The organism is Cellulomonas oligotrophica (genome assembly GCF_013409875.1).
GTDB lineage: Bacteria > Actinomycetota > Actinomycetes > Actinomycetales > Cellulomonadaceae > Cellulomonas > Cellulomonas oligotrophica.
In genome coordinates this window covers 3,680,653-3,706,010 of sequence record NZ_JACCBK010000001.1, presented here as the reverse complement: position 1 = coordinate 3,706,010, position 25,358 = coordinate 3,680,653, and the positions used below count along the sequence as shown (strand labels likewise).

The following is a 25,358-nucleotide window of genomic DNA, read 5'->3' as shown; positions in this document are numbered from 1 at the left end:
CCCCTCAGCGGTCCGAGCCGTACACGCCGCGCGACTGGTCGCGCACCATGCTGCCGGAGTCGAGCTCGATCACGCGCTTGCGCATCTGGTCGACGATCTCGTCGTCGTGCGTGGCCATGACCACGGTGGTGCCGGTGCGGTTGATGCGGTCGAGCAGGCGCATGATCCCCAGGGACGTCGTCGGGTCGAGGTTGCCGGTGGGCTCGTCGGCGAGCAGGATCGACGGCCGGTTGACGAACGCGCGGGCGATGGCGACGCGCTGCTGCTCGCCGCCGGACAGCTCGTGCGGACGCCGCTTCTCCTTGCCCGCGAGCCCCACCATCTCCAGGGTGTCGGGCACCGTGGTGAGGATGTGGTGCCGCGGCTTGCCGATGACCTGCAGCGCGAACGCCACGTTCTCGAACACCGACTTGTTGGGCAGCAGGCGGAAGTCCTGGAACACCGCGCCGATCTGGCGGCGCAGGTGCGGGACCTTCCAGCTCGACAGCGTGCCGAGCTCCTTGCCGGCGACGAACACGCGCCCGGCGGACGCGCGCTCCTCGCGCAGCACGAGCCGCAGGAAGGTCGACTTGCCCGAGCCCGACGCACCGACGAGGAAGACGAACTCACCGCGCTCGACGTCGAGGCTCACCTGGTCCAGCGCGGGGCGCGCCCCGCGTGCGTAGACCTTCGTGACGTTCTCGAACCGGATCACCGTGCAGACCTCGTCCCCTCGGGCCGAGACCTCGTGCCCCGGCCGCCCACGCTCCGGCGGGCCTGTCCGAGGGTAGGAACGTCGTCAAGGACCCGCGAGCAGGACACGCCGCGGGCGCACCTGTGAATCGAGGTGCGTGGCGGACAGGTGTCCACCTCGTCCCGGAACGCCCCCTGCGTCACCGGCACGTCAGGCGTCGGCCGCCGCCTGCAGGCCCCGGCGCCAGCGGATCCCGGCCTCGAGGAAGTCGTCGATGTCGCCGTCGAAGACCGCCGACGGGTTGCCGACCTCGTGCTCGGTGCGCAGGTCCTTGACCATCTGGTACGGCTGGAGCACGTACGAGCGCATCTGGTCGCCCCAGGACGCCTTGATGTCGCCGGCCATCTCCTTCTTGGCCGCGCGCTCCTCCTCCTGGCGCTGCAGCAGCAGCCGGGACTGGAGCACGCGCAGCGCGGCGGCGCGGTTCTGGATCTGCGACTTCTCGTTCTGCATCGACACGACGATGCCCGTGGGGATGTGCGTCATCCGGACCGCGGAGTCGGTGGTGTTGACCGACTGGCCGCCGGGGCCCGACGAGCGGAACACGTCGACCTTGATCTCGGACTCGGGGATCTCGACGGAGTCGGTCTGCTCGATGAGCGGGACCACCTCGACCGCGGCGAACGACGTCTGGCGCCGGCCCTGGTTGTCGAACGGCGAGATCCGCACGAGGCGGTGCGTGCCGGCCTCGACCGACAGGTGCCCGAACGCGTACGGCACCTTGACCTCGAAGGTCGCGCTCTTGAGGCCCGCCTCCTCGGCGTAGCTGGTGTCCATGACGCTGGCCGGGTAGCCGTGGCGCTCGGCCCAGCGCAGGTACATGCGCAGCAGCATCTCGGCGAAGTCGGCGGCGTCGACGCCGCCCGCGCCGGCACGGATCGTCACGACGGCCTCGCGGGCGTCGTACTCGCCGTTGAGCAGGGTGCGCACCTCGAGCTCGCGCATGTCCTTGCGGATGCCGACGAGCTCGGCGTCGGCCTCCTCGAGCGCGTCCGCGTCGTTCTCCTCCGCGGCCATCTCGACGAGGGTCTCGAGGTCGTCGATGCGCCCGCCGAGCCGGTTGACGCGGTCGAGCTCGGCCTGCGTGGCCGACAGGGCGCTGGTGACCTTCTGCGCGCTGTCCGGGTCGTCCCACAGGTCCGGGGCGGAGGCCTGCTCGGAGAGCAGCGCGATCTTCGCCTCGAGGGCGGTGGGGTCGCTCACGGCCTGGATGGACTCCAGGGTCGTGCGCAGGGCGCGGATCTCGGCGGGGAAGTCGGTGGTGGCCACGACCTCTCAGGCTACCCGCTGCCCGGCCCCTCGCCGTGCCGGGCGGCCGGCTGGGGCTCGGGACGGTCCGGCGCGCGGGCCGATGTCGAACCGGGCGGGTGCGGCACGTCGTCCTCCCGACGGCCCCGACCGGTCGGTCCGTCGACGGTCGCCGAGATGTCTTGACCGGTCCAGAAGTCCGTGCCACTGTAGCGGTACAGACGCAGGGTCCGCCCGGGTCCTGCGCCCACGACGAAGGGGGACGACCATGTCCATGGACGCGATGGGGATGAGCATGATCGGCGTGCGCGCCGCGCAGGTCGAGGCCGAGAGCTCGCGCCCGTGGGCGCCCGTGGTGCCCGACCGGCACGACGCCGCCCGCGAGCGCGCGGCCGCGGCCCCGCACCCGGTCCGCGCGGTCCGGCCGCGCCGGGCGCTGGCGGGCGCGCTGCACCGTGTTGCGGACGCCGTCGCCCCGCGCGAGGGCGTGGCGCACCTGGGCCACCCGGCCCGGTGACGCCGGGGCCGTCCTACCCTGGGGCCCATGACGACGACGGGGCCGACGTGGGACGCGTGACGCTGCAGACGGTCGCCGACCGTGTCGGCGTCAGCCGCATGACGGTGTCCAACGCGTTCTCCCGGCCCGACCAGCTCTCGGCCGCGCTGCGCGAGCAGGTGCTCGCGGCGGCGGCCGAGCTCGGGTACGTCGGCCCGGACCCCGCGGCGCGGGCGCTGGCGCGGCGGTCCGTCGGCGCCGTGGGCGTCGTGCTGACGGACTCCCTCGGCGAGGCGTTCCTCGACCCCGTCGCCTCCGCGTTCTTCGGTGCGCTCGCCGAGGAGCTGGCTCCGACCGGGCTGGCCGTCACGCTCATCCCCGCGACGCCCGTCGGCGGGCACGTGCCGGCGCGCGACCTCGCCGTCGACGCCGCCGTGCTCTACGCGTGCGCGGGCGACTCGCAGGCCGTCGAGTGGCTCAGCCGCCGACGGCTGCCCCTCGTCTTCGTCGACCAGGAGCCGCGCCCCGGCAGCGCGGGCGTGCTGCTCGACGAGCGCAGCGGCGGGCGCCTGGCGGTCGAGCACCTGCTCGCGCTGGGGCACCGCGACGTCGTGGTCCTGACGATGAACAGCGAGCGGGCCGCACCCGGCTGGGCCGCCGACCCGCGCACCGCGGGCTCCAACGACGTCGCCCGGCACCGCACGGCCGGGGCGGTGGAGGCGCTGGAGTCCGCGGGGCTGCCGGCCCGCGTCTACGAGGTCGTCGACAACCGCGACCACCTCACGCTGCCCGGCGTGCGGGAGATCCTCGCCGACCCGCACCGACCGACGGCGGTCGTGTGCTTCTCCGACCTCATGGCCGCGACGCTCGTGCGCGCCGCGCAGGACGCGGGCCTCGACGTGCCGCGCGACCTGTCCGTGGTGGGCTTCGACGACACCGTGCTGGCGCAGACCCTGCGCCCCGCGCTGACGACGCTGCGGCAGGACTTCGCCACGAAGGGTCGGCTGGCGGCCCAGGCCCTGACGGCCGCGATCGCCCGCTCCCGCACGGACACCGCTCCGGACGAGCCTGCGCTCGCGCCGCCCACGACCGTCACCGTCCCGGTCGAGCTCGTCGTGCGCGAGAGCACCGCTCCCCCGCGCCGCTGAGCCGGCGGCGCCCAGGCGCTGGAACGCTCCACCCGTCCGGGCACCGAGTGTTCATCTGCACGTCACCTGACGGTCCGTCACCGTGACCCCCGCCCGGACGACGGGACCCCTGGCGTCCCGGTCGGCGACGCGCGGGATCGACCGAACCGGAGCACACCCATGAGCAGCACCCGGCACAGCGACGCCCTGCGACGCGGGAGCTTCCTGGCCGACCGGCCGGTGGCGGTGAAGATCGGCGCCGCCCTGGGCGTGCCCGCCCTCGTCGCGGTCGTGATGGCCGTGCTGGCGATCACGAGCGTGCGCAGCCTCTCGGCGGGCCAGAACGCCCTGTACACCGAGCACGTCGAGCCCCTCGACCTGCTGTCGGACGTGCAGCGCAACTTCCAGGGCACCCGCAACCGCGTCAACGCCCTCGCGTTCGTCGCGCCGGAGGAGCGCGCCGACAAGGCCGCGGAGATCGCCGAGCGCGAGGCCGACCTCGGCGAGCTGCTCACCGCGTACGCACCGTTCGCCGTCTCGGCCGAGCGCGTCGAGGAGATCCGCGCCGCGTCCGACGAGTACCACGAGATCGCGCTGACCACCTGGCTCGACGCCGTCGTCGAGGCGCCCGAGACGCTGCCGGCGCTGTACGACGACACGGTCTACCCGGTGTCGGACGAGGTGCTCGAGCTGGTCAGCGCCGAGGCGGGCGAGCACGCCGAGGTGTCCGCCGTCCTCGACGCCGAGGGGACCGCGGCCGCGGCCTCGACGCAGGTGGTGCTCGTCGTCGCACTGCTCGTGGGCCTCGCGCTGGCCGGTGCGATCGCGACCTTCGTGGTCCGGGGCATCACCGCGACGGTGCGCGAGGTGGGCGCGTCCCTGGCCGCCCTGGGGCGCGGCGACCTGACCGTGGCCCCGCGCGTGCGCAACGACGACGAGCTGGGGCGCATGGCGGGCAGCCTGACGACGTCGCTGGCGAACCTGCGCTCGACGATGACCGCCGTGCACGAGACCTCCGACGCGGTCGCGGCCGCCTCCGAGGAGCTCTCCGCGTCGAACGCCCAGGTGGCCACGGGGTCGGCGGAGACGTCGACCCAGGCCGACGTGGTCGCGGCGGCGGCGGAGGAGGTGTCGCGCAACGTGCAGGCCGTGGCTGCGGGCGCGGAGCAGATGGGCGCGTCGATCCGGGAGATCGCCCAGAACGCGAACGAGGCGGCGCGCGTCGCCACCCAGGCCACGGGCGTGGTCGCCAGCACGAACGCCACGGTCGCCCAGCTCGGGACCTCGTCGCAGGAGATCGGGAACGTCGTCAAGGTCATCACGTCCATCGCCGAGCAGACCAACCTGCTGGCGCTGAACGCGACGATCGAGGCCGCCCGTGCGGGCGAGGCCGGCAAGGGCTTCGCGGTCGTGGCCGGCGAGGTCAAGGAGCTCGCGCAGGAGACCGCGCGCGCCACCGAGGACATCGCCCGCCGCGTCGACGCCATCCAGGGCGACACGCAGAGCGCCGTGTCGGCGATCGGGCAGATCAGCGACATCATCGCCTCGATCAACGACTACCAGATGACCATCGCCTCGGCCGTCGAGGAGCAGACCGCCACGACCAACGAGATGTCCCGCGGCGTCGCCGAGACCGCGGCCGGGTCCGTCGAGATCGCGGTGAACATCACCGGCGTCGCGACCTCCGCGAGCACCACCAGCGAGGTCACCGGTCAGATGGGCTCCGCCACGGTGACCTGGCCCGCATGGCCCAGGACCTGCGCACCCGCATCGGCTCCTTCACCTTCTGACGGTGGCAGGCCCGACCAGGCCCGGACCGGTCACGACGCGCGGGCGACGGAGGACGCCTCGAGCGCGATGCCGTCGGACCAGGGCGCCAGGACCCAGCTGAGCAGCACGGGGCGGGTGACGGCGCCGAGGCGCACCACCGCGGACGCCCCGTCCGGGGACGACGCCTCCAGGACGACGACGCCGTCCCAGTCCGCCGCGGGCTCCGGGTGGGCGGCCAGGTACTCCTGCACGGCGTCCCGGACGGTCGCGTCGCTCAGCGGGACGCCGCCCGTGCCATCGGCACCCGCCCCGGGGGCGAAGTACTGCTCGTCGGCCACCGCGTCGGCGGCGGCCAGCGCCGCCAGGTCGGCCAGCGCCAGCAGGCGCTTGCGCTCCAGGTGCACGCCCGTCGCGGACACGACGACCGTGACGAGCAGCAGCGCGAGCACCGCGAACCCGAGCGCGAGGACCATGATCTGCCCGTCGTCGCCACGGAGCCGGCCGCGGGCGGTCACCGGCCCACCCGGAACGCGTCGACGGGCGCGGTGCGCTGCGCGCTCACCGGGACCTCCAGGGGCACGACGTCGCGGACGAACGACGGCACGAACGGCAGCGGGACGCGCACGGTGACCGTGGCCTGCACCTGGGCGCCGGGCGTCAGGCACGGCGTCGCCGAGCAGGCCATCGCCAGGGCGTCGGCGGCGGGGTCGTCAAAGCCCTGGTCGTCGAGGGCCACACCGACGGCCGTGACCGCACGGGCCGCACCCGTGGCGGCGTCGGGGGCGGCGACGTACACGCGGGCGGCCTCCCGCGCAGCGCCCTCGACCGCGAAGGTCCCGGCCTGGATCCGACCGAGGACGAGCACCAGGTACACGGTGGGCACGAGCAGCACCAGGGCGACGCCGAGGAACTCCACCACGGCGTTCCCGCCGTCGCCGTGCAGCCGGTCGCGGCGGGCCTCCCACCAGCGACGCAGACGCCCCACGGACAGCACCGCGCCCGCTGCGGACGCGTCGGGCACCGCGCCCACGGCCAGGGTGCCGCAGGGCGCGGCGGCGGGTGTCACGGGCCCTCCACGGGTGCGTGACCCTGCAGCTCGAGCACGCCGCCCGGTCCGAGCAGCCCCACCAGCGGCACCGGCGCGCGGACCGTGACCTCGACCAGCGCGAGACCACCGGCGTCGACCTGCCGGGCGGTGACGTCCTGCGCGTACGACGGTGCCAGCGACTGGCGCAGCAGCTCGACGGTCCGCGCGGCACCGTCGGACGGGTCACGTCCCACCTGCGCGGCGTACCGGGCGCCCTCCGCCGCGGCGTCGATGCAGGTGTTGCGCACGTGCTGCACGAGCGCGAGCTGCACCACCGCCACGAACATCACCACGAGCAGCCCGCCGACGAGCACGAAGTCGACGATCGCCGAGCCCGCGTCACCGCGCGCACCCGCCGGCGCCCCGCCGGACGTCGCCCGGGCGGTCAGAGCCCGGAGCGCGGGGACACCGACATCACGGCGTCCTGGAAGAGCTGCTGCAGGGCGTTGCCCGCCACGAACCACAGCACCGACACCAGCCCCGCGGTCATCAGGGTCACGAGGACCCATCCGGGCACGTCGCCGCGGTCGTCCTCCCCCAGCGTGCGCAGCCGCAGCTGCGCCTGCACGGCCCAGGCCTGCATCCGTGCGGTCATGGTCCACCTCCGTCGTCGGCCGGACGGCACCCGCAGGTGCCGCCGGCTGCTTCTGCCAGCGGGTCACAGTCCGACCCGCAGCACCACCACGCTGGGGAAGACGGCGAACAGGACGGTCACCGGCAGGATGAGGAACACCACCGGGACCATCATGAGCACCTCCTTGCGCCCACCGGTCTGCATGAGGGCGCGACGGCCCTCCTCCCGCACGTCCTGCGCCTGCGCCCGCAGCACGTCGGCCAGCGGCGTGCCGCGCTCGACGGCGACCGCGACGCCCTCGGCGAACCGGGCGAGCGACGGCAGGCCCGTACGGTCCGCGAGCCGCTCGAGGGCCTGCACCACCGGGGTGCCGGAGCGGGCGTCGGCGAGCGTGCGCGCCAGCTCGCCCGCCAGCTCCCCGCGGGTCTGGCGCACCACACGCTCCAGCGCCCCGACCGCCCCCTCGCCGGCGCTGACGGCGAGCGCCAGCAGCTCGGTGACGGTCGCCATCTCGGCGAGCATCCGCTCCTCGCGGCGCTGGACCTGGCGGCCCAGCAGCCAGTCGGGCACGAGCACGGCCACGAAGGTGACCACGGCGACCAGCCCGACGAGGGCGACGGTCACGCCACCGCGCGTCGCGGCCAGCACGAGGGACAGCACGAGCCCGGCGACGAGGCCCAGCACGCCCCAGACCACCTGCTGGGCGCGGAACTGCTCGACGGTCTCCTGCCGTCCCGCGCGCTCGAGCCGGTGCCGCAGGTCGGCCGTCGGCGAGCCGATGCGCGCGACGACGCGCACGAGGTCGCCGAGGAACGGTGCGACGAGACGCTCGAGGGTGACGAGGGGGCCGCGCGCGTCGGGAGCGCGCAGCAGCGACGACGTGCCGCGGGTGCGCAGGTAGGGCGCGAGGCGCTGGTCCAGGGTGATGCGCCGGGCGCGCAGCCGCACGACGACGAGCAGCAGGCCGAGCCCGCCGACCAGGCCGATGGCGGCACCGGTGGCCGCGGGGCTCATCGCAGCACCCGGGGGTCGTCGGGCAGGCGGGCGATCCGCAGCATGGCGCGGTAGGCGACGACGGTGCAGCCCAGGCCGACGAGGAGCACGACGGTGCCGGCCGTGGAGTCGTACGCCTCCAGGGCCTCCGGGCGCGACGACAGCATCGCGAGCACGATCCACGGCGCGGCGACGGCGAGGCGGGCGGCGTAGACGGTCCAGCTCTGCCGCGCCTCCAGCTCGCCGCGGGTGCGGATGTCCTCGCGCAGGAAGGTCGACAAGGTCCGTAGCAGGCGGCCGAGATCGGTGCCGCCGACGTCGCGCGTCATGCGCAGGGCCTCGACGATGCGGTCGGCCACGGGGTCGGCCAGGCGCTCCTTGAGCGTGTCGAGGCTCTCGGTGAAGCGCCCGCTGGCCCGGTAGTCCTCGCCGAACGCCTGGAAGGGGGCCCGCAGCTCGGCCGGCCCGCGCTCGCCGACCTGCGCGACGGCCTCGGGCAGCGACAGCCCGGCCCGCACGCCGGAGGCGAGGTGGTCGACGACGTCGGGCCACAGCTGCCGGGTCCGGGCCAGCCGCCGGCGGGCCCGCCCCTGCACGAGCGCCCAGGGCCCGATGCCGGCGAACACCCCGAAGCACAGCGCGACGGCGGGTGCAGGGACGATCACCACCGCGGCACCGGCCACCGCGAGGGCGACGGCCCCGCTCGCCAGCACGAGGCCCTCGGGGCTGACCCCGGTGACCTCGGCCTGCGTGAGCGTGTCGCGCACGGTCGCGCGCCAGCCGGTGCGGCTGGTGCGGGCGTCGTCCGCCATCGGCCAGCACGACCACCACACGCACGCGAGCCCGGCTCCGAGGAGCAGCCCGACGACGACGCCCACGCCTCAGCCCTGCCGCAGGAGGGTGCGCAGGTCGAGGCCTGCCCGGGCGAAGCGCTCGGCGTGCGGCGGGAACCCGTCGGCCCGCACGAGCACACCGTCGCGCGTGGTGAACAGGTCGGCCGTCTCGACGACGCCCTGCTCGACGCGCCCGGGCACCGCCACGATCTCGCGGGTCCGGCGCCGGCCGCGCGCGTCGAGGTCGAGGTGCACGACGAGGTCGACCGCCGAGGCGACGGTCGGCACCACGAACCGGTCGGAGATGTTCTCCCCCGCCAGCAGGGGCAGCGTGCACAGCTTGACCAGGGCCTCCCGCGCGGAGTTCGCGTGCAGGGTGCACATCGCGGGGACGCCGGCGTTCAGGGCGATGAGCAGGTCGAGGGCCTCGGCCTCCCGGACCTCCCCGACGAGCAGGCGGCTGGGGCGCATGCGCAGCGCCTCCTTGACGAGGCGGCGCAGCGGGATCTCGCCGTGCCCCTCGAGGTTGGCCTGCCGGGTCTGCAGCGCCACCCAGTCCCGCGCGGACAGGCGCAGCTCGAAGACCTCCTCGCAGCTGATGACCCGCTCGCGCGGCGGGATCGCCCCGCACAGCGCGTTGAGCATGGTCGTCTTGCCGGCCTGGGTGGCGCCCGAGACGAGCACGTTCAGGCCGACGCGCACCGCGGCCTGGAGGAACGCGGCCGCCTGCGGGGTCAGCGAGCCGAGCCCGACCATGTCGTCCAGGCCGGTGGCCCGCACCACGTACTTGCGGATGTTGACGGACCAGAAGCGCCTCGTCACGTCCATCACGGATCGTGAACGTTTGGTAGCCGCTGGAGATCCCTCGCTCCGTCGAAGCCCCCAGAGCGGGCCTACACACGAGGTCTACGCTCACCGGATGGAACTTCTGCCACTCGAAGCACATCGCACTCTCGCCTACATCGCAGCCGTGAACCGGGGCGGGGCACACCCAAGCCCGCTAGCCGTCACGGAGTTTTACGAGTCGGCCAGGCCAAAACTATCCACCCTAGCGGCGTATGCCGCGGGACTGGCCAAGTTTGACCCAGTGGGCTCCACCGAGATGCCGATCGCCTACTTTCTACGCATGGACTGGATCCGCGTCGACAGCGCCGGCGTCTCCCTCACAAAGACCGGGCAAGCATTGATACGGGCACTCGATATCAAGGAGCAGGATCAAGAGGTAATCGAAGTCGTGCTCGATGAGGGCGACCGCTTCGCTTACGCTCGGGCGATAGCGTTTCTTCGCACGGACAGCCCTTCACTCCTCGTCGATCCGTACCTACGTCTGGAGCAGATGATCGACCTCGATCGAGTGAGGGCAATCGAGAGAGTGCTAGTCGGGCCCCGACTGAGCGCCGAAGTATTGGCGGATCTCCGGAACGCGGCAGAGATGTACAAGCCACAACGGAATATCGAGGTTCGCCAGGCCAGCTCCCTCCACGATCGTTTTCTCATCCCAGAATCGGGGCGCGTGCTCATGCTCGGCGGCTCACTGAATACGTTCTCGCGCGCACCGATCGCCATTACGACACTGAGCGATCAATTCAGCGATGTAGTGCGCGAGAGGTACGAAGAGGTGTGGTCGACCGCGCAGGCCGCCGAAGAGCCGGCGTCCGACCCGGCCAGCCACGCAGGCCCAGCCGACGCGCCCACGGTCGGCGCTTAGTTCGACCAGAGGGGGACCACGCGAGCGGACTTCGCTGCGCAGTCGACGTCAACACGTGCGATCAGTTGTCGCAGAACGGACCGGGCCTCGTCAACGCCCAGGGTCCCCCACTCCGCGAGGAGGCTGCTCGCGGCTTGCGACGGCTCCTCAGCACCAGTCACCGCGGCGATCTGCTCCGCCTCGTCAAGACGCTCCGCAAGTGCGGCCCGCTTCCTGAGAATGCTGTCGCGCGCAGCAGCGTATGCCGAGATTGGGACAACGTCCGCGGCAAGTTGCTCTGTCAACCGAGTGAGCTGTGCATCTAGCGACGCCACCTCGCGCGCAAGGCGTTGTGCTTCGAGTCTGCGGGTCGCCCCCGCGTCGGCCGCTTCAGCGACGGCGCGCGCCGCGCCCTCCACGTCGTGAGCGATCGACCGCAACCACTCGACTACCGCCGCCTCGACGACGTGCAGGGTCAGCGACCACGGACCCTTGCCAGAGTGAGGGCCCTTGCCGAGGCTCGTGCACCGGTAGGCAGACCAGGGTGCGCGCGAGCGGGGGTGATGGGTGATGGTGAAGCCCGTCATCGGTGAGCCACAGGCCGCGCAGTGGGCGATGCCGGACAGGAGGTAGCGGCGCTTGCCGTCCCGTCCGGCCGCCCGCCTGGCCCGCTCCCGAAGGAATGCCTGGTAGGTCGCCTCGTCGACGACGCCGTCGTGTGCGCCGGGGTAGGTCTGGCCCCGATAGCTGACGAGGCCGGCGTGCACTGGGGATGTGAGGATCTGGATGACGACGCGATCGTTCCAAGTTTCGCGATGCATCGGCTTCTGGCCAATCTCGTTGAGCCACGCTGCTAGCGAGCGACCACCGGCCCCAGCGAGATACCGGGTGTAGAGCTCGGCGATGACTTCGCCCTTGTCGCCGTCCACCTCCGCGGGCCCTGCCGCAGACCAGCGCCAGCCCCACGGCAGTTTGCCGCCTGGCGGCATGCCACGGGCGACCCGTGAGGCCTGGACCTCCTTCCATTGCTCGCCGATGCGCTCGGACTCGAACGCCGCGAGTTCGGTCATCACTCCGCGGGCGAACCGGCCCGCAGCAGTGACATCGTTCGGCTCTGTCGCAGACTCGATTCGCCCGCCGGCAACGTCGGCGCGGTCGGCCGCCAGGGCCCAGTCCTTGCGTGAGCGAGACAGCCGCGACCAACGCCAGAGGACGACGACGTCCGCCTCGTGCTCCTCGAGCATCGCCATCGCGCGCTGCACCGCAGGCCGCCGCCACGTCCGGCCGGAGATCCCCGGGTCCGCGAGAACGGCGACCACCTGGTACCCCTGCCGGGCGCAGTAGTCACGTCCCGCCGTCTCCTGCAGTTCAAGCGAGATCGACTCCTCGCGGTAGCTCGACTGCCGCAGGTAGAGCACCGCGCGCGGCGGTGCGTCTGGGACCGCTGCGAGCCGGCGCGTCACCGCGAGCCCCGTGGCGTCGGGACGAAGGCGAGGCGGTGCTGAGTACGCCACGCCTCGACCACGTACTGCGCGACCTCGAGTTCACGAGCCAACGTCCCCGCGTCAGGCCCCATCACTCGCTCAGCCTCCGCGTACCGGCCGGGGTCGATCAACAGCCGCGCCGCGTAGGCGTTCGCACGGCGCTCACGGGCGCCTGCGATCCGAGCGTCGTAGTTCAGCCGGTCGCCGTAGTGCACGTGCCCCAACTCGTGCGCGAGCGTCGAGCGCTGCAGCACGCCAGACATCCGCGAGTTGATCGTGATGAGCCGCGGTCCATGCCGGTACTCCCCCCGCCGCAGACCGAGATCGCGCCAGTCGACGCGGATACCTGCTCGGTCAGCGAGCTCCAGCAGTTCGTCCATCAGTACTGTTCGCGCTCCTCGTCCTCACGCTGCCAGTCCGGCGCGTCGTCCGCGGCGTCGGGCAGCTCCTCATACGCCGCATCGGCGACCGCCGCGGGCAGGCGGTAGATGCGTGGCCGGTCCCGTTCCAGCCCACGCTCGGCGGCGGCCAACACCTCGGATGCTTCGACGCCAGCAGCGCCCGCGAGGGCGCTCAGCTCGCCGATGGTCGGCGGCGGCTCCTCAGCTCGCAGGATGATCCCGATCCGATTGGTCGACATGCCCGTGATCTCGGCGAGCTTGCGTCGGCTAAGGCCCGTGCTGTCGAGCTTGTCGACGAGAACCTCTACGACGGCGCGGTCGAGGGGGCGTAGGGGCTTGCCAGTCCGGGCCATGCGCACGACTGTACCCATTTCGGTCCACCCGCCACAAGCAACTTGACACCGAACCCATTTGGGTCCACCGTTTGGCCCATGCCGAACCGAAATGGGTCCACCCTCCTGGACCGCACCGTGGCGGGCGAGGTGCGAGCGGAGATCGCCCGCCATCGAGACGTCAGCGTCTCGCACATCGCCGAGGCGCTCGACATCCGTCGGGCGACGCTCTCGGCCCGCCTCAACGGTCACGTGCCGTTCAGCCCGTCGCTGCTGTCCGACGTCGCCCAGCTGCTCGGAACGAGCGCGTCGGCGCTCACCGCGCGGGCTGAGGCCCTCATCGCGAACAGCGACCGCGCGTCCGCCTGACCCGGCAACCAGGCGAGCCCGCGCAGGAGCGGCCGCTCTCGCCTACCACGATCGATCGGAAGGAACCGTGCCGATGCCCCCCATCCCGACACCGGTGACGCCGCACCGGACGCGCGCCGAGTGCGTCGCCGCGGCCGGTGCCGTCCTCGCGGAGCTCCGGCGGCAGCGCGCGGAGATGCCCGCGACCGAGGTCGCCCGCCGCGCGGCAGCCCGTCCCGGTGGCCTGCCCTACGCCGCGGCCCTCGACCAGGTCCGCGCGTCCCGCGGCCTCCCACAACTCTCCGCCGCGACAACGAGCGGAGCCGCATGAACGCCCGGGCGTCCCGCGCGCTGCCCCACTGACCGGCCCGGCGCACCTTCGCTCCCCCCGAGGTTGCGCCGGGCCCCCGACTCCCCGCTCGTCCCGGCGCCTCCTGCATCGACCGGCCCGATGACCCGGAAGGACCCCACCATGTCCCGCACCACTCGCATCACCCGCCTGCCCGCGGCGACCGACCCGCTCGCGAAGTTCCGCTCGACGCGCGCGACAGCGCGCCGCCGCCACGCGGCCGACGCCGACCTGCTCGGTGCCGCCGAGCGCACCGTCGGTTCGGAGCCCCTCCGTTTCCCGCTGACCGTCGTGAGTACCGCCAAGGCAGCCGCGCTCACCGGCCCGCGGCTGTCCCCGCACAGCAATGCCGTGCGCGAGTTGGCCGCTGCTGCGTGGGGCACGTCGCGGCACGAGCTCGCCGCGAACGGCTCAAGCCCGCACTGGGTGCGCGCGATCCCCGACGCGCAGCGCGTCCTCGAGCAGATGACCGTGTTCCACCTCAACAGCCGTGACGTCGACGCCGCCTACACGGCGGCCGCCGCGCACGAGGTCCTCGACGAGGTCTACGGCCGCATCAGCCGCGAGATGGGCGCCCGCCTGGCCCGCAACGTCTTCGCGATCCACCGCGCGGCCGCCGACGCCACCGACGGGCCGGTGGCGTCGTGATCCCGCACCCGCGCGACCACGCGCCGAACGAGGACCCGCGCCCGCTGACCTCGGAGCAGTGGGCGGACGAGCGCGCCGCCGCGTACCGGTCCGCCCGCAGCCTCGGCGTCGTCGGTGCCATCCTCGTGGGCGTCCTGAGCGCCGTGCTCGTCGTGTCCGTGGTCGTGGGCCTCGCTTCGTCGATGCCGCGGTCCGTGCTCATCGAGCGCGGCCCGACCGTGCTCGGCGTGGCCCTGGCTGCCCTCGCGCTCGCAGGGCTGGCGGTCGCCGCGCGGCGCCGGGGTCGTCGATGAGCCGGCTCCTGGCGGCGGCGCTGCCTGTCGCCGCCGTCCTCGCGGTCGTCGCGGCGGTCCGCCCGGACCTCGCGCGGACCGGGCCCGTCCTCGTCGCGACCCTCGGCCTGGTCGTCGTCACCTTCACCGGCATCTGGCACGGCGCCACCTCACCTGACGGGGCCGACCGGTGAGGGGGCAGGCCGACGACCCGCTGCCGCGGTCGGAGTTCATGCGCGAGTACCTGGGCGCTTGGGACGACGTCGACTGGTCCGAGCAGCGGCGCCGTGCGCGCGTCCTGGCCGACGCGCACCGCCGCCGCCGCATCGCGTGGTCGCTGATGACGCACCCGAAGGCTGACGTCATCGCCGACACCATGCCGACCGAGTACCGGCGGTGGGGCCGCGAGCAGTGCACCGCGAAGCACGGGCACGGGTACATCTGCGCGCGCCTCATCGGGCACACCGGCCGGCACGCGGCGGGCTCGACCGTTCGTGTGACGGCCGTGTGGTCGGACGGTGCCCGGTGAGCGGCCCGCGCGCCGTGACGGCGACCGAGGCGCTGCTCGCGCAGGCCGCCGCGGCGACGCCCGCTGAGGCGCTGGACGCGCAGCTCGCGCTGATCCGTACCGGCGGCGAGATGCTCAAGCCGCTCTACGTCGGCGTGCTCGTGACCGGCGACGGCACGGCCGGGCGGTTCCTGCTCGGCGGGTGGCGTGTCGACGCCCACGCGCAGGCTCGGCAGTCGCTCGCGTCGCGCTCTGGTGCGATCGAGTTCGCCCGCACCCAGGCCGCTGCGGCGGCCGCCGGGCACGTCGAGCACCGCCAGCTGCGCAACGGCCGGCAGGGCGCATCGCCCTCGTCGGTCGCGGTGGACGAGGCGGCAGCGTCGTGAGCGCCGCCGTCGCGCCGCCGGCCGTCGCCTGGCCGGACCAGCCGCTGCACGACGTGTCCGCGGCGCCCGCGGCCGCGTTCGTCGCGATCGTCTCGGCGATCCCCGCCGGGGCGCGGTTCTCGGTCAACGACATCCGCTCCGGCCTGGACGCGGCCAGCGTGCCGCTCAGGCACCGCCCGGGCCTGTTCCGACGTGCCTGCCGTGCCGGGCTGATCGAGCCGGTGCACCTCGCCCAGGGCGGGGTGACCGCCCCGTACCGGGTGCCGTCGACCGGCCCGTCTGCGCATCGCGCGCACGTGCAGGTCTACCGCCGCCTGCCCGACCCCGGGCGCGCGCCGTGACAGCGGCCCCGGGCGGCCCCATCGGGGGCGCGCGCACGTGCACGGCCTGCGGCGCCCCGATCGTCCTCGTGCCGGTGAACCGGAACGTCCCGGTCCGCCGCGACGAGCGCGGCCGGCGCCGCATCCCCCTCAACCCCGGAGCCTTCGACCCCGCCAGCCCCGTGCCGGCCTCACACGCCCTGTCCGCAGGGCGCCGCGAGTGCCGGCCCGTCACGGCCGCCGACCCGATCGCACCGCACGAGCACCTCGCACTGACCCACTTCGCGACCTGCCCGGCCAGGTCGCACGCCCGAACCGGAGGACCCCTCACATGACCAGCGACCACCGGCCGCCCACTCCCACTCCACCGGGAGCGTCTGCGCCTGCCGGGGCGGGTGCGGACCTAGTCGTCGTGCGCCGGCCCCGCGTGCCCGTTCGCCGGCTCGACGACGGCACCGTCCTCGCGGAGTGCCGCCACTGCCCGTGGACCATGCCCGGCGCGTTCCCCGCCGAGATCGAGCTGTACGTCTCCGCGCACCGCGACCAGCACCGCGCGGCGCCTGCCGCCGTGCTCCTCAGCACGCCGGGCGAGGGTCACGAGTCGGCCGCCGCGGTCCCGGTCCACCGCTTCCGTGCGGTCTGGCCGGTCGACGACCCGCAGGCGGCCCCGAGCGAGCTGCTGACGCAGGCGGCTGCCGACCTCGACGCGGTCGCGGGCCGGCACGCGCTGGCCGTCACGCACGCTGGCCCGCCCCGCCTCATGCCGGGCCGCGCCGTACCCGGCTCCGGCGGCGCTGCGCTCGTCGTCGTCATCGACGCGCTCGTCCAGCGACTGCGCGACGTCGCCACCGCCGACGAGGCTGCCGCCGCCCCGCGCGCGGCCCGCGCACGCGCCGCAGCCGGATGAGCGCGCCCGCGACCCGCGCCCGCGACCTCGTCGCAGATGCGATCCGCGACGCCCTCGCGCGGCGGGCGGTGATCCGCAGCGCGTTCGAGGACTACCTCGAGGCCCGGCTCGCCGCCGCCGAAGCCGACTGCCGGTCCGCCGGACTCCTCAACGCGCGCGGGCGCGCCGCCGGGATCGACCCGCGATCGCTCTTCTACGGCCCCGCCGTGCGCGTGGCCGCCTACGCCTCGCCCGAGCTGCGCGACTGGTTCGCCCAGAACGGCCGCCTCACCTACGCCGAGTTCGAGACCGCCCACCGAGAGGACTTGTGACCCGCATGACCCACCACCTGCCCACCCCGGTCACGTTCGCCGCGCCGCCGCCCCGCGACGAGGACGTCGAGGAGACGCGCGCGATCGTGCGCGTGCCTGGCGACGAGGCCTTCGTCTACGCCACGACCATCCCGCAAGACCCCGGCGAGCTCTACGTGAGCATCGAGACCCGCACCTCGCGGTCGCGGCTCGTCGTGCACGCTGCCGACACGGCTGCCGCGCTCGCAGTCCTCTCCCGGGCCAGCGCGCGCGCGGCCCGTAATCGGTTCCGGCGCGCGTACCTGGACCACGCGAAGCCCGCGGTGCCCGCCGCCGGCGCCCTCACCGAGGGGCAGGTCGAGGCGCTCGCGGCCGCGTCCTGGACCCGCCAGGCCGGCACGAGCGGTGTGCAGCTCGGCGCTGAGAAGTGGCACGAGCGGCACCGGCACTTCGTCCGCGCGGACGTCCTCGCCGCCGGCATCGAGATCGTCGAGGTGCCTCTCCTGCGTGAGCGGAAGGGCGAGTCGTGACGCCCCCGCGCTGGTTCGTCGCGCTCGTCGGGGGCGACCTCGACCACCGCGCGGTCCCGTGTGGGCGTTGCGGTCGGTGCTGCTGCCCGCGCCACCGCCGCGACCGGGTGGGCGGCAAGTGGTTCGCACCCGCCGAGGGCGGCTACCACGGCTGCTCGCCCGCCCGGGTGCGCCCCACCGTGCCGCCGGCGGCCGCGCGCCGCCCGGCCGTGACGCCGCCGCCTGCGGTGCCCCAGTCGCAGTACGGCCTCGACCTCGCGGACCCGCGTGTGGTGTGGATGCCGCCAGCGGACCCGGTGCGGCACCCCCACGACCTGCCGGACATGTTCCGCGTGCCGATGGGCACGGTCGCCCGCTGCTCTATCTGCGGCGCTACGTTCCGCCTGGGCACGGCCCCGGGCGGCGCCGGCTACACCTGGACCCCGGTGCGTCTCGGTGGCTGACCGCGACCCGATCGACTGGGCCCACACCCAGCGCGCCGAGCACGACCGCACGCTCAAGGCCAAGGCGCTCGCGGTCGCGGCCCGCGAGCTCGGCGTCCCCGCCGCCGGTCTCGTGGTCGGCGGCGGCGGGCGGCGGGCGGTGCGCCGGCACGCCGGGCTCGCGTCGGCGTCGGAGGAGACCTGGCACGCCGCGTCGCAGCTGCTCGCCGCCGACGCCCCGCCCGAGCGGCCCCGCCCGCGCGCGTGCGCCCGGTGCGGGCACGGCGAGCGGCCCGTGCGCCTGTACCTGTGCGGGTGGCGGTGCGACCCGTGCTCGCCCGCCGCGCTCGCGGGCTGCTCCGTCCCGGCCCCGCGCGCCGACCTGACCGCCGACGCGCTGCGCGCCCGCCGCGCCGCGGCGCTCGTCCCCGACCTGGACCCCGACCTGGCCACGGCCAAGGCCAGCACGCGGTCCGCGATCGAGCGCGGCCGCATCGCCGAGACCGCGCACCAGCGCCTGATCGCCCGCCGAGCACGGGAGGGAGGTGGACCACGTGTCTGAGAAGTGCCCGTCGTGCGACGGACCGATCAACCCCGGCACCGGCGAGTGCCGGTGCTCCGACTGAGTCACCCGAGGAGGCCCGGCACTCGTGTCCTGGCAGAAGAGCAGCGACGGCGCGGCGACGCACCCGAAGCTGATGAAGATCGACGCGCTGCCGGAGGCGGACGAGCGCCTGCTGAACGAGTGCCGGGGCTTCCTGTGGGCGCTGTCGACGCAGTCGGCCCAGCACGACACCGACTACTACGTCGAGGTCGGCACGGCCCGGATGATGGGCGGCGTCCGCTGGCGCGAGCTGGTCGAGGTCGCTGTCCGGGTGGGCCTGCTCACCGAGCACGAGGTCGACGGCCTGCGCGTGTTCAAGCTCGTCGAGGACGAGAACCTCTGGCACATCCGCTCGCGCGCCGAGAAGGAGTGGGCTGCGCAGCAGGCGAACGACGTGAAGGACCCGGCGATCAAGGTGCACGTGGTGCGCCGCGACGGCGATCAGTGCCGCTACTGCGGCGTGCTGACGCAGTGGCGCGGCCCGCGGCACCACGCGACCTTCACCCTCGATCACCGCGTGCCGGGGCAGGCGGGCACCGTCGCGACGATGGTCGTGGCGTGCTGGCGCTGCAACACCTCGCGCAGCAACAACCCCCAGTGGGACGACGACCACCCCCTGCGCCAGCCGCCGGCCCACCCCCGGTACGGGCGGTGGGCGGCGGAGTACTTGACCAACAACGGCTACCCGACGCGGCAGAACGTGCTGCGCGAGCTGGACGACGAGCGACCGGCGCCGGCCGCCGGCGCGGACCCCGCACCCTCGCGTGTGCGACCCGCGCCGAGCCAGGCCGCCGACCCCGCTCCGGCCGCCTCGCGCGCTGCTGCCGCTGACCCGGTGCCGGATGTCGAGTCCGAGTCGACTCCGACTCAGCCGCCCGCTACCCGGGGAGTGCCTCTGTCTGGGTCGGGTACGGGACGGGTCGGGTCACGGTCAGGTGGGGACGGGCAGGGCGCGGCGCAGCCGCCGCCCAGCCCGAGGCGTGCTCGACGTGGCCGCCGTGGGAAGAAGCGCCCCTCCAGCCCGCCCGTAGAGATCTGCCCCGTCCACGCCCTGCCTGACCCGTGCCCTACCTGCGACGACCAGCACGCCGAGATCCTTGGAGAGCCCCGATGACGATGACCGTTCCCGCCCCGACCTCGACGTCCGCCGTGGTGCGGGCACGTGTGCGCGAGCGCCTCGACGACCTGACCGAGCCGCAGGTCTCCACGACGGTGCGGTGGGTGCCGGGCGAGCCGGGTGGGCCTCTCGTGCGGCAGGAGGCACGGGTCCGGCTGCCGGGTCTGCTGGTGCAGCTGGCTCAGGGGGTGGCCGGGTCGACCGCGGGGCAGGGCTCGTCGGGCACGAAGGCCCGGCCGCCGGGGTCGCTCGCTGGGGTGGACACGCTGCGGGCGATCTCGCTCGAGGCGAAGCTCATCGCCGCCCGGGTGCTGGGCCGCATGGCCGCCGACGTCACCCCGGGTCTGCAGGTCGTCGTTCGCCCGCGCCGGCTCGGTGACGCGTTGGCGGTGATCCGGCGGTACCTCGACGACGTCGACCGCGAGCAGCTGCTCGACATCGACGCGGCCGTCCGCCGTTGGTGGTCGCACGCGAGGATCGTGACGACCTGGGATCGGCCCCCGCTCAGGCCGCACGTGCCGTGCCCCGCGTGCCGCAAGCGCGGTGACCTGCGCGTGGTCGACCAGCCACTCACGATGGTCTGCCTCGGCTGCGGTGCCGCGTGGGACGCCTCGACAGTGGCCGAGCTCGAAGCGGTCTACCGCCTCGCGTTCGCCGACCCGATCCCCGACCCGCCCGTCGAGTCCTTGCACGAGGAGCGCGCATCCGCGTAGTGTGCCGCTCGGTGGGTTCATCGTGCCCACGATCAAGGCCCAGTCGGATTCCGGCTGGGCCTTCGTGCTTCCCGGGGTGCACGAGCCCACGGGACGCAGGCCGCCCCGGACGCCGGCATGAGCCGCCCGGGTGCACGAGGTCAGCGGGGCGCGCCGTGGGGCGGCGCGCGTCATCGAACGGCGAGCGGCCCGCCGTCGCTGACCTCCTCACGAACTCCCCACCCGGCGCAGCGCACCCGGCACACACAGCAGCTCGCCGAGCACCTGGACCACAGCACGACCGCGCCCCGCTGACGGGCACCGGGTGGCGTGGCGACGGCGCCGGCACGTGCGACGAGCGGCCGACGAGACCTGCACGGGTGGGGACGAACGAAGAGAGGGGCCGCGATGTCCGATCGGTACGGCCCCGAGCACCGCGCCGTGCGCGCGGCATGGGCACCAGCCGTCGAGCGCGGCGAGGTCACGTGCGCGCGGTGCGGCCACCCGATCGCACCGGCCGCCGCATGGGACCTCGGGCACGTCGACGGCGGCCGGCCCGACGAGTACCAGGGGCCCGAGCACCGACGCTGCAACCGCGGGGCCGGCGCTCGGACCGCGAACCGACGTCGACGGCGCCACCCTCTCCCCCTCTCCGAGCGATGGTGACTCCCCCGCGTCGCGCGGTCGTCGTGCTGTGTGGGCCCCCGGGCGCTGGCAAGACGACCGCCGCTCGCGCGTCCGGGCTGACTGTGTACGACCGGGACGACGCCCGGTGGCGCTCCGACCGGGAGTTCGTCGCCGCGCTCGCCGCGCTCGGGCGAGACCGGTCGGCACGCGCGGTCGTGATCCGGACCGGCGCGACGTCCGCGGCCAGGCGTCGCACGGCGCGGCTGGTCCGCGCGACGCACGTGTACGTCGTGCTCGGCAGCGACCACGCGCACCGGATCAACCGGCGGCGTCGCGCCGACGCGGCTCGCACGGTCGCGGGCGTGCGCACCTGGTTCGCGCGGTTCGACCGCGCCGACCACGTGCAGCAGTTCCCCGGCTGGGAGCACGTCGAGCTGCCAGCCGCACCCGCGCCGCCGACCTCGGAGCCGTGGTGAGCGGCCCGTGCACTTGACCCGTTCTTTAAGAACGGGTCGTTGACCACTGCGCCCGGACCCGCATCTTCTCTCCCCGCACGTAGGAGCCGAGCGCTCGGACGCTCTGACCTGCGCTTTCAATGCAAAGAGATTGCAAAGGCGGTGAGGTGCGTGGGGACTCCACACGGGCGCCGGTGCGCGAACTGCGGCGGATCACTCGCTGGGAAGTCGCTCCGCGCGAGGTACTGCTCGTCGTCGTGCCGCGCGCGCGCCTCCGAGGCTGGCCGGTCCGCACGGCCACTGGAGCCGGTACCGGATGCGCCGGCTGATGCCCCGGACCCGCCCACGCCGCTGCACAGCGTTGTCGACGCCGTGCGCGCCGAGCTCGTGGCGGCCGGCCGCGAGACGTCCGCGCGCGGCGTGCTCGCTCTCGCGCTCGCGGCCCGCGTCGACCGCGGGCGCATGGAGACCGGCTCGTCCTTCGCGTCCCTGGCACGCGCGACGAGGGAGACCCTGGCCGACGCGCTGCGCGACGTCGAGCCGGAGGGAGACGAGCTCGACGACCTGAAGGAGCGCCGTGACGGCAAGCGCGGCCGCGCTCGCGGTACCGCCTGACTTCCACACCGCACCGGAGCGCCTGGAGACGCTCGGCCCCGAGGTGGGCGACCTGGCCCGGAGCGTGGGCTTCGCGCCGTACCCCGAGCAGCAGCTCGCGCTCGACGACACGTTCGCCCTCGACGACCGTGGTCGCTCGGCGGCGTTCGAGGTCGCGGTCGTGTGCGCGCGGCAGAACCTCAAGACGGGCTTCTTCAAGCAGGCCGCTCTCGGGTGGCTGTTCCTGCTCGACTTGCCGCTCATCGTCTGGTCGGCGCACGAGTTCGACACGGCGCAGGAGGCCTTCCGCGACATGGAGGCCCTCATCGAGGGCTCGGACATGCTGCGGCGCCGCGTGCGCAAGATCCACCGCGGCAACGGCGACGAGGCGATCGAGCTGCTGTCGGGCGCCCGGCTGAAGTTCAAGGCTCGGACGTCCGGCGGTGGCCGCGGTCTGACGGGTCACCGCGTCGTGCTCGACGAGGCGTTCGCGCTCAAGCCCGCCCACATGGGTGCGCTCCTGCCGACGCTGTCGGCGGTCCCTGACCCGCAGGTGCTCTACGGCTCCTCTGCGGGGCTCCTCGCGAGCGACATCCTGCGGGGTGTGCGCGACCGCGGCCGCGCGGGCGCGCCGTCGCTGGCGTACCTCGAGTGGTGCTCGCTGCGGCGCCCGTGCCTGTCCGAGACGTGCGCGCACATGCCCGGCACCGCCGGGTGCGTGCTCGACGACATCGAGCTGTGGCGGCACGCGAACCCCGTGCACGCACGCCGCGACCCCGACCTGCCCGTGGTGCGGATGCTGCGCGGGTCGCTGCCGCCCTCGGAGTTCATGCGCGAGTGCCTGGGCTGGTGGGACGACCCGGTAGGCGCAGGCTCCTCCGGCATCGACCCGGCGGACTGGGCTGCACGTGCCGACCCGACGTCGCGCCGCGCAGGCACGATCGCCCTCGGCATCGCGCAGAGCCCTGACCGGGCGACGGTGTCCATCGGGCTCGCGGGTCGTCGCGCTGACGGCGACGTCCACGTCGAGCTCATCGAGCACCGCCGCTCCTCGACAACCTGGGTGGCGCCGCGCGTGCGCGAGCTGGTCGACCGGCACGACGTCGCAGGCGTCCTCATCGACCCGATGTCCCCCGCCGCCGGGCTCGTCCCGGACCTCGAGCGCGAGGGCATCGAGGTCGAGGTCGTGCGCGTCGGCGACCTGGCGGCCGGCTGCGGCCGGGTCTTCGACGGGGTCAAGGCCGAGACCCTGCACCACATCGGCGGGCAGACCGAGCTGAACGCGGCCGTCGGCGCCGCCGGCGTGCGCCCGCTGCAGCGCGGCGGGTGGCTGTGGCGGCAGGTCGGCGAAGCACCCATCGAACCGCTGTGGGCGATCACGCTCGCGCTCGTCCAGCTCGGCGGGGACTACGACGTCATGGACTCGATCGGATGAGGAGGTACGAGGTGCTCACAGACCTCCTGGACCTGGCCGGGCTGCTGCTCGTCGTGGCGGCGCTCGCGGTCGCGGCGGCCGCCGTCGGGCTGTGGCTGGCGCTGGCCGTGGCGGGCCTCGGGCTGCTGGGCGTGTCGTGGCTCGTCGAGCCGTCCCGGAGTCCCCGCGCGAGGAGAGGGGGCCGGCGATGAGCCTGCTGCGACGCGGCGCCCGCGAGGCGAGCCTCGACGCGTACCTCGCGGCACGGGGCGTCGGGTCCCGTGCGGGCTCCTCCCGGTACGGGGAGCAGTCGGCGCTCAAGCACTCGGTCGTCTGGGGCGCCCAGCGCCTGCGGGCGGACCTGCTGTCCCTCATGCCCGTCGACGTGTACCGCACGCTCGCCGGCGTCCGGGTCGAGGCGCCCAAGCCGGCCGCGCTCGTGACGCCGTGGGAGATCGCCGAGGACCAGCCGATGAGCATCGGCGAGTGGGTGTGGGCCACGCAGGCTGCGCTCGACCGGACCGGCAACGCCGTCGGCATCGTGCACTCGCGCGACGGGCACAACCTGCCTGCGCGCATCGAGCCGGTCCACCCCGAACACGTCTCGTTCCGGGGCAAGGGCTCGACGATCACCGAGTACCGCATCGCCGGCGAGATCGTCGCGGCCAAGCACCTGTGGCACGAACGGCAGTACACCGTCGCGGGCATCCCCTGGGGGCTGTCACCGCTCGCACACGCGGCCCTGCAGCTCTCGGCCGGCATGGGGGCGCTGCAGTTCGCCGTCGACTGGTTCGAGAACGGCGCAGCACCGGCGGCCCACCTGAAGAACTCCCAGACGACGCTGAGCCCTGGACAGGCCGGGGAGATCCGCGCGCAGTTCGAGACGCAGGTCCGCAACGGCGGAACGTTCGTCTCCGGCAAGGACTGGTCGTACAACCCGATCGCGGCGAAGGCCTCGGAGGCCGCGTTCATCGAGCAGCAGGAGCAGTCCGACGTCGCGCTGTGCCGGTACCTCGGCGTGCCCGCCGACATGCTCGACGTCGCGACCGGAGCGACCGGGTCCCTCACCTACGCCAACATCTCCCAGCGCAACCTGCAGCTGCTCGTGATGAACCTCGGCGGCGCGGTCAAGCGCCGCGAGGAGGCCTTCGCACGCCTGGCCCCGGCCGGCTACTTCGTGAAGCTCAACCGGTCCGCGGTGCTCGCGATGGACGACAAGACCCGCGCCGAGGTCGTGAAGCTCCGCATCGACTCGCGGACCCTCACCCCGGACGAGGCGCGCGACCTCGAGGACCAGGCACCGCTGTCCGAGGACCAGTACCAGCAGTTCGACCGGCTGTGGCCGGCCCGGACGAACCAGCCGACGACCCAGGGCGGGGGGCAGTGATGGACGAGACCACGCAGCAGAGGATCGCGCACGCGGCCAAGGCCCGCGGCGAGCAGCTGCAGGCCGACCGCGGCGGCCGGCCCCGGCAGCGCCGCAGCGCTCCGCACGACGGCTCCCGGCCCATCGTGTCGGTGCGCTCGCGGTGCGAGCTGCGGGCAGCCGCGACCGACAGTTCGCTCCTGCACTTCGTCGGCGTCGCGTCGACCTACGAGCAGCCCTACGAGATGTACGACGCGTGGGGCCCGTACACCGAGGTCGTGACCGCCGGTGCGGGTTCGGCGTCGCTCGCCCGCGCCGACCTGGACGTGCCGCTGGTGCTGCAGCACCAGTCGCTGCGGCGGATCGCGCGCACGACCAACGGGACGCTGACGCTGGCCGAGGACGACGGCGGCCTGCACGTCGACGCACCCGCGCTCGACCCGGCCGACCCGGACGTCGCGTACATCGCGCCGAAGCTCGCGGCACGCCTCGTCGACGAGATGAGCTTCATGTTCCGGATCGTGCGCGGCGCGTGGTCGTCGGACTACACCGAGTACCGGATCCACGAGTACGACATCCACCGCGGCGACGTCGCGATCGTCGGCTACGGCGCGAACCCGTTCACGACGGGCGACCTCCGCTCGGCCCCGACGCCCGCCGTGGCGCGCGCGTCGGCCCCCATCCCCCACAGGTCGGAGTACCTGCGGCTCGCGACGTTCTAGGCGTCGCGTCCTTCCGCTGCTC

The 25,358-nt window shown here is 74.1% G+C and carries 35 protein-coding genes and 2 pseudogenes; 25 read left to right on the top strand and 12 right to left on the bottom strand.

From position 1 onward, the window contains the following. Positions 1-4 precede the first annotated feature (4 nt). The gene (gene ftsE, locus BKA21_RS16935; RefSeq protein ID WP_140460134.1) at positions 5-694 is read right to left on the bottom strand and encodes a cell division ATP-binding protein FtsE; all 690 of its coding nucleotides are present in this window, start codon (positions 692-694) and stop codon (positions 5-7) included. Between the two features lie 189 nt (positions 695-883). Beyond that, positions 884-2,002: a peptide chain release factor 2 gene (prfB, locus tag BKA21_RS16930; RefSeq protein WP_140460133.1), complete on the bottom strand. Its 1,119-nt coding sequence runs from the start codon at positions 2,000-2,002 to the stop codon at positions 884-886. 247 nt (positions 2,003-2,249) lie between these two features. On the opposite strand from prfB, the gene BKA21_RS16925 reads away from it, so the two are divergent. The 3 genes and pseudogenes from BKA21_RS16925 to BKA21_RS16915 all read left to right on the top strand — a co-directional run. After that, a complete protein-coding gene (locus tag BKA21_RS16925; protein ID WP_140460132.1) occupies positions 2,250-2,498 on the top strand; it encodes a hypothetical protein in 249 nt (82 codons plus the stop codon). A 56-nt stretch (positions 2,499-2,554) separates the two neighbouring features. Further along, positions 2,555-3,625 carry a LacI family DNA-binding transcriptional regulator gene (locus tag BKA21_RS16920; protein ID WP_239072898.1) on the top strand — a complete coding sequence of 357 codons (1,071 nt, stop codon included), beginning with the start codon at positions 2,555-2,557 and terminating at the stop codon, positions 3,623-3,625. Between the two features lie 159 nt (positions 3,626-3,784). Beyond that, a pseudogene (locus BKA21_RS16915) lies at positions 3,785-5,245 on the top strand (methyl-accepting chemotaxis protein); the annotation flags it as partial. A gap of 179 nt (positions 5,246-5,424) precedes the next feature. On the opposite strand, the gene BKA21_RS16910 reads toward BKA21_RS16915, so the two are convergent. From BKA21_RS16910 to BKA21_RS16880, 7 genes and pseudogenes are all read right to left on the bottom strand, one after another. Continuing rightward, positions 5,425-5,847: a pilus assembly protein TadG-related protein gene (locus BKA21_RS16910; protein ID WP_140460292.1), complete on the bottom strand. Its 423-nt coding sequence runs from the start codon at positions 5,845-5,847 to the stop codon at positions 5,425-5,427. Positions 5,848-5,885: 38 nt separating this feature from the next. Continuing rightward, the gene (locus BKA21_RS16905) at positions 5,886-6,359 is read right to left on the bottom strand and encodes a pilus assembly protein (RefSeq protein ID WP_373308199.1); all 474 of its coding nucleotides are present in this window, start codon (positions 6,357-6,359) and stop codon (positions 5,886-5,888) included. 77 nt (positions 6,360-6,436) lie between these two features. Next, positions 6,437-6,787, bottom strand: a complete 351-nt coding sequence (locus BKA21_RS16900) for a TadE/TadG family type IV pilus assembly protein (protein ID WP_308463970.1) — start codon at positions 6,785-6,787, stop codon at positions 6,437-6,439. A 59-nt stretch (positions 6,788-6,846) separates the two neighbouring features. Continuing rightward, positions 6,847-7,056, bottom strand: a complete 210-nt coding sequence (locus tag BKA21_RS16895; protein ID WP_239072899.1) for a hypothetical protein — start codon at positions 7,054-7,056, stop codon at positions 6,847-6,849. Between the two features lie 63 nt (positions 7,057-7,119). Next, positions 7,120-8,049: a type II secretion system F family protein gene (locus tag BKA21_RS16890; RefSeq protein ID WP_140460129.1), complete on the bottom strand. Its 930-nt coding sequence runs from the start codon at positions 8,047-8,049 to the stop codon at positions 7,120-7,122. After that, complete coding sequence (locus BKA21_RS16885; RefSeq protein ID WP_140460128.1) at positions 8,046-8,906, bottom strand: type II secretion system F family protein; 861 nt, start codon at positions 8,904-8,906, stop codon at positions 8,046-8,048. The genes BKA21_RS16890 and BKA21_RS16885 overlap by 4 nt, the downstream gene beginning before the upstream one ends. 3 nt (positions 8,907-8,909) lie before the next feature. Next, positions 8,910-9,689: pseudogene (locus BKA21_RS16880) on the bottom strand (TadA family conjugal transfer-associated ATPase); the annotation flags it as partial. Positions 9,690-9,780: 91 nt separating this feature from the next. Here BKA21_RS16880 and BKA21_RS16875 point away from each other — a divergent pair. Further along, the gene (locus tag BKA21_RS16875; RefSeq protein ID WP_140460127.1) at positions 9,781-10,569 is read left to right on the top strand and encodes a hypothetical protein; all 789 of its coding nucleotides are present in this window, start codon (positions 9,781-9,783) and stop codon (positions 10,567-10,569) included. Here BKA21_RS16875 and BKA21_RS16870 read toward each other — a convergent pair. The 3 genes from BKA21_RS16870 to BKA21_RS16860 are packed head-to-tail and all read right to left on the bottom strand — an operon-like array spanning position 10,566 to position 12,786. Continuing rightward, positions 10,566-12,011: a recombinase family protein gene (locus BKA21_RS16870; RefSeq protein ID WP_179625396.1), complete on the bottom strand. Its 1,446-nt coding sequence runs from the start codon at positions 12,009-12,011 to the stop codon at positions 10,566-10,568. The two genes, BKA21_RS16875 and BKA21_RS16870, sit on opposite strands and share 4 nt — an antisense overlap. Continuing rightward, positions 12,008-12,412 (bottom strand): ImmA/IrrE family metallo-endopeptidase, encoded by a 405-nt coding sequence (locus BKA21_RS16865; RefSeq protein WP_140460126.1) that lies wholly within the window; start codon positions 12,410-12,412, stop codon positions 12,008-12,010. The genes BKA21_RS16870 and BKA21_RS16865 overlap by 4 nt, the downstream gene beginning before the upstream one ends. Next, on the bottom strand, positions 12,412-12,786 hold the full coding sequence (locus BKA21_RS16860) for a hypothetical protein (RefSeq protein ID WP_140460125.1): 375 nt from the start codon (positions 12,784-12,786) through the stop codon (positions 12,412-12,414). Before BKA21_RS16860 ends, BKA21_RS16865 begins: the two co-directional genes overlap by 1 nt. A gap of 78 nt (positions 12,787-12,864) precedes the next feature. On the opposite strand from BKA21_RS16860, the gene BKA21_RS16855 reads away from it, so the two are divergent. From BKA21_RS16855 to BKA21_RS16755, 21 genes are all read left to right on the top strand, one after another. Continuing rightward, entirely contained in the window at positions 12,865-13,134 is a 270-nt protein-coding gene (locus BKA21_RS16855) for a helix-turn-helix domain-containing protein (protein WP_140460124.1), read from the top strand. 73 nt (positions 13,135-13,207) lie between these two features. Further along, positions 13,208-13,444, top strand: a complete 237-nt coding sequence (locus BKA21_RS16850; protein WP_170209091.1) for a hypothetical protein — start codon at positions 13,208-13,210, stop codon at positions 13,442-13,444. 141 nt (positions 13,445-13,585) lie between these two features. Beyond that, complete coding sequence (locus BKA21_RS16845) at positions 13,586-14,110, top strand: hypothetical protein (RefSeq protein WP_140460122.1); 525 nt, start codon at positions 13,586-13,588, stop codon at positions 14,108-14,110. Beyond that, positions 14,107-14,403: a hypothetical protein gene (locus BKA21_RS16840; RefSeq protein ID WP_140460121.1), complete on the top strand. Its 297-nt coding sequence runs from the start codon at positions 14,107-14,109 to the stop codon at positions 14,401-14,403. The genes BKA21_RS16845 and BKA21_RS16840 overlap by 4 nt, the downstream gene beginning before the upstream one ends. Continuing rightward, positions 14,400-14,576 carry a hypothetical protein gene (locus BKA21_RS16835; RefSeq protein WP_170209090.1) on the top strand — a complete coding sequence of 59 codons (177 nt, stop codon included), beginning with the start codon at positions 14,400-14,402 and terminating at the stop codon, positions 14,574-14,576. Before BKA21_RS16840 ends, BKA21_RS16835 begins: the two co-directional genes overlap by 4 nt. Beyond that, positions 14,573-14,911 carry a hypothetical protein gene (locus tag BKA21_RS16830; RefSeq protein WP_140460120.1) on the top strand — a complete coding sequence of 113 codons (339 nt, stop codon included), beginning with the start codon at positions 14,573-14,575 and terminating at the stop codon, positions 14,909-14,911. Before BKA21_RS16835 ends, BKA21_RS16830 begins: the two co-directional genes overlap by 4 nt. Further along, positions 14,908-15,276 carry a hypothetical protein gene (locus BKA21_RS16825; protein WP_140460119.1) on the top strand — a complete coding sequence of 123 codons (369 nt, stop codon included), beginning with the start codon at positions 14,908-14,910 and terminating at the stop codon, positions 15,274-15,276. Before BKA21_RS16830 ends, BKA21_RS16825 begins: the two co-directional genes overlap by 4 nt. Further along, a complete protein-coding gene (locus BKA21_RS16820) occupies positions 15,273-15,617 on the top strand; it encodes a hypothetical protein (RefSeq protein ID WP_140460118.1) in 345 nt (114 codons plus the stop codon). Before BKA21_RS16825 ends, BKA21_RS16820 begins: the two co-directional genes overlap by 4 nt. A 406-nt stretch (positions 15,618-16,023) precedes the next feature. Then, entirely contained in the window at positions 16,024-16,503 is a 480-nt protein-coding gene (locus BKA21_RS16815; protein ID WP_140460117.1) for a hypothetical protein, read from the top strand. After that, positions 16,500-16,814: a hypothetical protein gene (locus BKA21_RS16810; RefSeq protein WP_140460116.1), complete on the top strand. Its 315-nt coding sequence runs from the start codon at positions 16,500-16,502 to the stop codon at positions 16,812-16,814. Before BKA21_RS16815 ends, BKA21_RS16810 begins: the two co-directional genes overlap by 4 nt. A gap of 5 nt (positions 16,815-16,819) precedes the next feature. Further along, a complete protein-coding gene (locus BKA21_RS16805; RefSeq protein WP_140460115.1) occupies positions 16,820-17,323 on the top strand; it encodes a hypothetical protein in 504 nt (167 codons plus the stop codon). Positions 17,324-17,430: 107 nt separating this feature from the next. Next, positions 17,431-17,766 carry a hypothetical protein gene (locus BKA21_RS16800; RefSeq protein ID WP_179625395.1) on the top strand — a complete coding sequence of 112 codons (336 nt, stop codon included), beginning with the start codon at positions 17,431-17,433 and terminating at the stop codon, positions 17,764-17,766. Beyond that, positions 17,759-18,307 (top strand): hypothetical protein, encoded by a 549-nt coding sequence (locus tag BKA21_RS16795; RefSeq protein WP_140460113.1) that lies wholly within the window; start codon positions 17,759-17,761, stop codon positions 18,305-18,307. The genes BKA21_RS16800 and BKA21_RS16795 overlap by 8 nt, the downstream gene beginning before the upstream one ends. An 88-nt stretch (positions 18,308-18,395) precedes the next feature. Beyond that, entirely contained in the window at positions 18,396-19,463 is a 1,068-nt protein-coding gene (locus BKA21_RS16790) for an HNH endonuclease (RefSeq protein ID WP_140460112.1), read from the top strand. Then, on the top strand, positions 19,460-20,179 hold the full coding sequence (locus tag BKA21_RS16785) for a DUF7341 domain-containing protein (protein WP_140460111.1): 720 nt from the start codon (positions 19,460-19,462) through the stop codon (positions 20,177-20,179). Before BKA21_RS16790 ends, BKA21_RS16785 begins: the two co-directional genes overlap by 4 nt. Before the next feature lie 728 nt (positions 20,180-20,907). Continuing rightward, entirely contained in the window at positions 20,908-21,261 is a 354-nt protein-coding gene (locus BKA21_RS16780; protein ID WP_140460109.1) for a hypothetical protein, read from the top strand. A 351-nt stretch (positions 21,262-21,612) separates the two neighbouring features. Continuing rightward, complete coding sequence (locus BKA21_RS16775; RefSeq protein ID WP_140460108.1) at positions 21,613-21,855, top strand: hypothetical protein; 243 nt, start codon at positions 21,613-21,615, stop codon at positions 21,853-21,855. Continuing rightward, entirely contained in the window at positions 21,818-23,269 is a 1,452-nt protein-coding gene (locus tag BKA21_RS16770) for a terminase large subunit domain-containing protein (protein ID WP_140460107.1), read from the top strand. Before BKA21_RS16775 ends, BKA21_RS16770 begins: the two co-directional genes overlap by 38 nt. An 11-nt stretch (positions 23,270-23,280) precedes the next feature. Beyond that, positions 23,281-23,460 carry a hypothetical protein gene (locus BKA21_RS16765; protein ID WP_140460106.1) on the top strand — a complete coding sequence of 60 codons (180 nt, stop codon included), beginning with the start codon at positions 23,281-23,283 and terminating at the stop codon, positions 23,458-23,460. Further along, positions 23,457-24,635: a phage portal protein gene (locus BKA21_RS16760; protein WP_140460105.1), complete on the top strand. Its 1,179-nt coding sequence runs from the start codon at positions 23,457-23,459 to the stop codon at positions 24,633-24,635. The genes BKA21_RS16765 and BKA21_RS16760 overlap by 4 nt, the downstream gene beginning before the upstream one ends. After that, on the top strand, positions 24,635-25,336 hold the full coding sequence (locus BKA21_RS16755) for an HK97 family phage prohead protease (protein ID WP_140460104.1): 702 nt from the start codon (positions 24,635-24,637) through the stop codon (positions 25,334-25,336). The genes BKA21_RS16760 and BKA21_RS16755 overlap by 1 nt, the downstream gene beginning before the upstream one ends. The last annotated feature ends 22 nt before the right edge of the window (positions 25,337-25,358 follow it).